Genomic DNA, 4325 nt, shown 5'->3' on the forward strand with positions numbered 1-4325 from the left:
ATTTATTACATCTGAAATTCAGCGCTTCAAACATGCAGGTAAAAATGCCTAACGAATAAGGTTAGATTGTGAGAGCGAAGCGAACCACAATCTGAACCGGTTGTTGGACAAGCCCGGTGATAATCGATACAGTCTACGTCTATTATAAGAAAATATCTTTTTGGATTTTATAGGTTTCGCGGAAAATCTAAGCCGCAGTACCCGAGGGCCGACAAAAAGCGTTGTCTTGTGCAGCACCTTTTGTGAGAGGTGATGATTTAAGCTGGATTATGGCCTTTTTCAGGCAAGCGCGGTCATCGGCTTACATGCCGATTTTAAATTTCACGGATTGGCCAATGCGGTCACATAATCGGTTATGCCCCCTTTCTGYCAACCGGAGGGCGCAAGCCCGAAAGCCATCCGGGCGGGAATCCGCGTTTTCACAATCTGCATGGCACTGCCGCAGCAAGGGCACTTGATCGCGGGTCTTATTGCCAGCGCGACCAGCGTTTTAATCGGATTCAATTTGAACAGCTCTTGCAGCAATGCCAGCAGCTTTTTGCTGTTGGCATGCAGAAAGCCAAAGTTGCGGGTGCGCCTAAAGCCCTTCGGCAACACATGCTGCAAAATCAGCCACAAGAACTGAGGGCCCGGCAGCGTCCGGGTTTGCGTCTGCTTGGTTTTGCCGTCTTGGTAGCGGAATGTGACCAATCCGTCCTTGCACGCGATAATGTCCTTCTCCTGAATCACGCCCTTGTACAGATAGCGCCCCAGATAAACTAAGGCTTTGTCGCCGCTGCCAACGGACTTGACATCCACCMCCCATTTTTTCGGGTAACAGGCCGGCAGCTCAAGCCCCGCTGCCCGAATAGCGCCAAGCAGCTTTGCACGGAACACTTTCGCCAAGGCCTTGTGGTTGAACAAATAGGATTGATGGCCTTTGCTGGTTTTGGTGCGCCMCAACCGCTGACCCGGATCGMTCGCCGCCGCAGGCATCMCCACATGCACATGCGGATGATAGTCCAATCGGCGCGAATGAGTGTGCAGTACCGAAATCGCACCCGCCTGACCTTGTAACTGCGGATCGTTTTGCGCGAAGGTGTTGAGCGTTTCCCAMCTACAACGGATCAGCAAGCCGTAAAGTATGCGCTGCTGTTGCCAAGCCAATGGGCGCAGCTCTTTTGGCAACGTGAACGTCAGCATAAAATACGCCGCTGGCACTTGTTTCTGAAGTTGGCGGCCTAGCCATTGCTGGCTTTCATGATGCTGACAATGCGGACAGTTGCGATGGCCGCAAGAATGCGGGATGAAGGCTTGCTTGTCACAGCCGTCGCATTGCACCATCATCACGGGACTTTGCGAAGTGCGGCACTGTTTCAGCGCGGATAGGGCTTTAAGTTGGCTGGGTAGKGCATTTGGATATGTCGCCAGAAACTCGGTTTCAAAGCGTTGGATAATCGACGAAAGTAACCTCATTTGACCCCCCGCCATTCCATGGCAAAACCATCCATTAGCGCATTGATCAACGCGTCGGCCTGAATGTTCGTGGTGTCAGTCAGGKGGGTATAACGGGCGGKGGTCAGGATGCTGTGGTGGCCCAGGATTTTCTGGACTTCAAGCAGGTCGMCGCCTGCTTCGATCAGATGGGTCGCGTAGCTGTGGCGTAAGCTGTGCGGGGAAATCTTTTTTTTATGCCGCAGTCCTGGGCGACTTGGCGCAGCGTTGTTTGCACGCCACCGCGATCGAGGGGTGTTTTGGACAAATGCGCCGACCTCAAACCACCGTGGCGGTTGGGAAACAGCAATACCGGATTGCGGTGCACCTGCCAGAAGCGGCGCAGGCAATCCAAAGTCGCCACCGGCAAAGGCACCAACCTATCCTTGTTGCCCTTGGCATCGCGGATATGCACCCGCAGCCGCTGTGCATCAATATCAGCCACCGTCAAACGCAAACCTTCGCCAAGGCGCAGCCCCAAACTATACAGCGTAAAAAAGAACACCCGGTAGCTGAGGGTGTGGGKCATCGAGAACAGCCGCCTGGCCTCCTCAMCCGTGACGATATCCGGCAAGCGTTGTACCTTCGGCGGTTTGATCAGCCGAAACACTGGCCAGGGCTTGTTCAACACATAGGCATAGAAGAATTTAAGCCCGTACAGGTCGAGTTTGACGCTACTCCAGGAATGCGATTCCAGCAAATCGCTGAAATAATCGGTCAACTGAAGTTCGGACAGATCGCTAAGTTCATAATCGAAATAGGCACCGATACGTCGCATGGCTCTAGAATAGGCTTCAATCGTCTTAGGCTGGAGTCCTTTGAGTTTCAGGTGTTTAAGATGGCTTTGATAATTCTGCTTGAAAATTAATACCAATGCCAATAGTTTCTTATATTAATAAAGCCCACTGTCGGGTACACAGATTTCTAATAGTGTCGGGCTGGCTGGCAAACCGGTTCCATGCCTGGCAACACACCCCAACGATTTCGTCATAGCCCTTGAAGCACCGGTTAGCCCAATCTGATTGCCGTAGCTGCTGCCATATCTGCTCAACTGGGTTCAGTTCCGGCGAGKAGGGCGGCAAAGGCAGGATAGAAAGGTTGGCTGGCATCAGCAATTTTTCAGTCACATGCCAAGCGGCACGATCCAACACCAATACGCCGTGTTTACCCGGAGTGACTGCAGCAGCAATCAAATTGAGATGATGTTGCATGCTTTCGGAATTCGCCGCAGGCATGACCAATGCCGAAGCCTTGCCCTCGGCAGGACAGACCGCCCCGRACACATAGGCCGCTTCAAATTGCTGTTGCCGGACGACCCGTGGACGGCTGCCTTTGGCTGCCCAAATACGTGTCACCGTCCCCCGKTGGCCCACTCGCGCCTCATCCTGAAACCAGACCTCGACCCTCTCCACGCTAAGCTCATCAGGCACCACGGCCATCACCGCGGCACGGAAGTTTTTTTAAAGGTGTCTTGGCTCCCCTGGCTTTGCTTCGGATGTTTCGACCGGGCCGTGATCCAGACCAGACCCAGTCGGGCCAATAGGTTGTAAACACTATTGAGGCAACAGTCCACTTGAAACTGTTCTTCCAGCAAGGCCCTGATATCGTGCCCTGTAATCCGCCCGCCTGGCCGTTGATCTTGCAGCCCCATTACTGCTGCCTTAAACTCGGCCTCCCGGGCCGCCGCCAATTTCCGTTTTGCGCCACTTCTCGGGGATTCCCTTAAACCGTCGAGACCCTCGGCCTTAAACCGTTGCACCCAGCCCTGGACGGTGATCTTAGGGACGCGTAAGGCCGTCGCTATCTCATGGTAGTCTCGCCCCTCTTGCAGATGCGCCATACCCAGAAATCGAACGCGCGTTCGTGGATGCGACTCCGTTTTTGCCAGCACATGAAAATCATGCTCCTGCAACGTATCGGGTAATTGTCTTGGTCGTGCGATCGTTGCCTCCCATATTTAGTCTTTACTTTAAATTATGGGCATTGTTAATAAAGTATAGGCTTTAGCTCGCCGTTCCATTTGAGCATCAAAAGCATGACGGAATATTTAAGCATGTCTTTGCTTTTGCTGTAGCACTTCGACTTTCGGCGCAMCCTAGCCAGGAAATGCCTGAAMAAGCTGTTATAGCCTTCGAMGGKATAGGTTTCGGCTTTTGATTGGGKATGCAACGCTTGCGGAACGAATKTTTCATAAGGACTCCAATAATCGCTCATGACATCGGTTATATCATTGCTTTTGATTGAGTCCCAGRGCKTTCGCCMGGKGTCGGTGTCGCGGGAACCCMCYTCGCAGTTGAGGAAGCGKTTCCCATGTCGATCAACAGCAATCCAAATCCAGCAATAGTTTTTTTGGAGCCTATATACGTATGCATTTCATCCATCTCGACCACTTCAACACCGGCAGCAGAGCGGATGGCCTCAATGGRCTCGCCATGTGCTTTGATCCAGTTGTAGRCGGCAACATGGCTGCATTTCAGGAACCGGCCAATGGAACGAAAACCAAGCCCTTCAAGGTAAAGCTGGVGCGCTKGCCGCTTGGKCTCCGGGCTTATCCCTCGATACTGGACAGKATGCCTATACCCACAAGACYTGCATCTATAGCGCTGCTTCTCTTTGACGATGCCATCTTTGCCGCAATCGGTCGAACCMCATTTTGGACAATTCATATTAGCCTTTACCCCTACAAATTGGGTAAGTGTAGCAAATGCTATACTAACTTAACAATACCCCCAAAAATTTCTCGTGCTTATAAAAAGCCCGATTTTGTTGCATATAAGCGGAATATTTCAAAATATCGGGAATCCGTGATAAGTAAATGACCCTATTTTCTTTCGTCTCAGATTCGAGGATAG

At 52.0% G+C, this 4325-nt stretch carries 4 protein-coding genes and 1 pseudogene; all 5 read right to left on the reverse strand.

Going from position 1 to position 4325, the window contains the following annotated elements; genetic code table 11:
* Positions 1 to 321: 321 nt before the first annotated feature.
* The gene (locus MGMO_RS18765) at positions 322 to 1455 is read right to left on the reverse strand and encodes an IS91 family transposase (protein ID WP_023496654.1); all 1134 of its coding nucleotides are present in this window, start codon (positions 1453 to 1455) and stop codon (positions 322 to 324) included.
* Positions 1452 to 2353 (reverse strand): annotated as a pseudogene (locus tag MGMO_RS18770) (tyrosine-type recombinase/integrase). The gene MGMO_RS18765 and the pseudogene MGMO_RS18770 overlap by 4 nt, the downstream one beginning before the upstream one ends.
* A 7-nt stretch (positions 2354 to 2360) precedes the next feature.
* Positions 2361 to 2906 carry an IS630 family transposase gene (locus MGMO_RS18775; protein ID WP_161808528.1) on the reverse strand — a complete coding sequence of 182 codons (546 nt, stop codon included), beginning with the start codon at positions 2904 to 2906 and terminating at the stop codon, positions 2361 to 2363.
* A 5-nt stretch (positions 2907 to 2911) separates the two neighbouring features.
* Positions 2912 to 3364 (reverse strand): winged helix-turn-helix domain-containing protein, encoded by a 453-nt coding sequence (locus tag MGMO_RS18780; RefSeq protein ID WP_152976414.1) that lies wholly within the window; start codon positions 3362 to 3364, stop codon positions 2912 to 2914.
* A gap of 95 nt (positions 3365 to 3459) precedes the next feature.
* A protein-coding gene (locus MGMO_RS19350) for an IS1 family transposase (protein ID WP_152976415.1) occupies positions 3460 to 4139 on the reverse strand; the annotation gives its coding sequence in 2 pieces (ribosomal slippage) (positions 3460 to 3818 and positions 3818 to 4139; 681 coding nt in all).
* Positions 4140 to 4325 lie beyond the last annotated feature (186 nt).

Source organism: Methyloglobulus morosus KoM1, from assembly GCF_000496735.2.
GTDB classification, from domain to species: domain Bacteria; phylum Pseudomonadota; class Gammaproteobacteria; order Methylococcales; family Methylomonadaceae; genus Methyloglobulus; species Methyloglobulus morosus.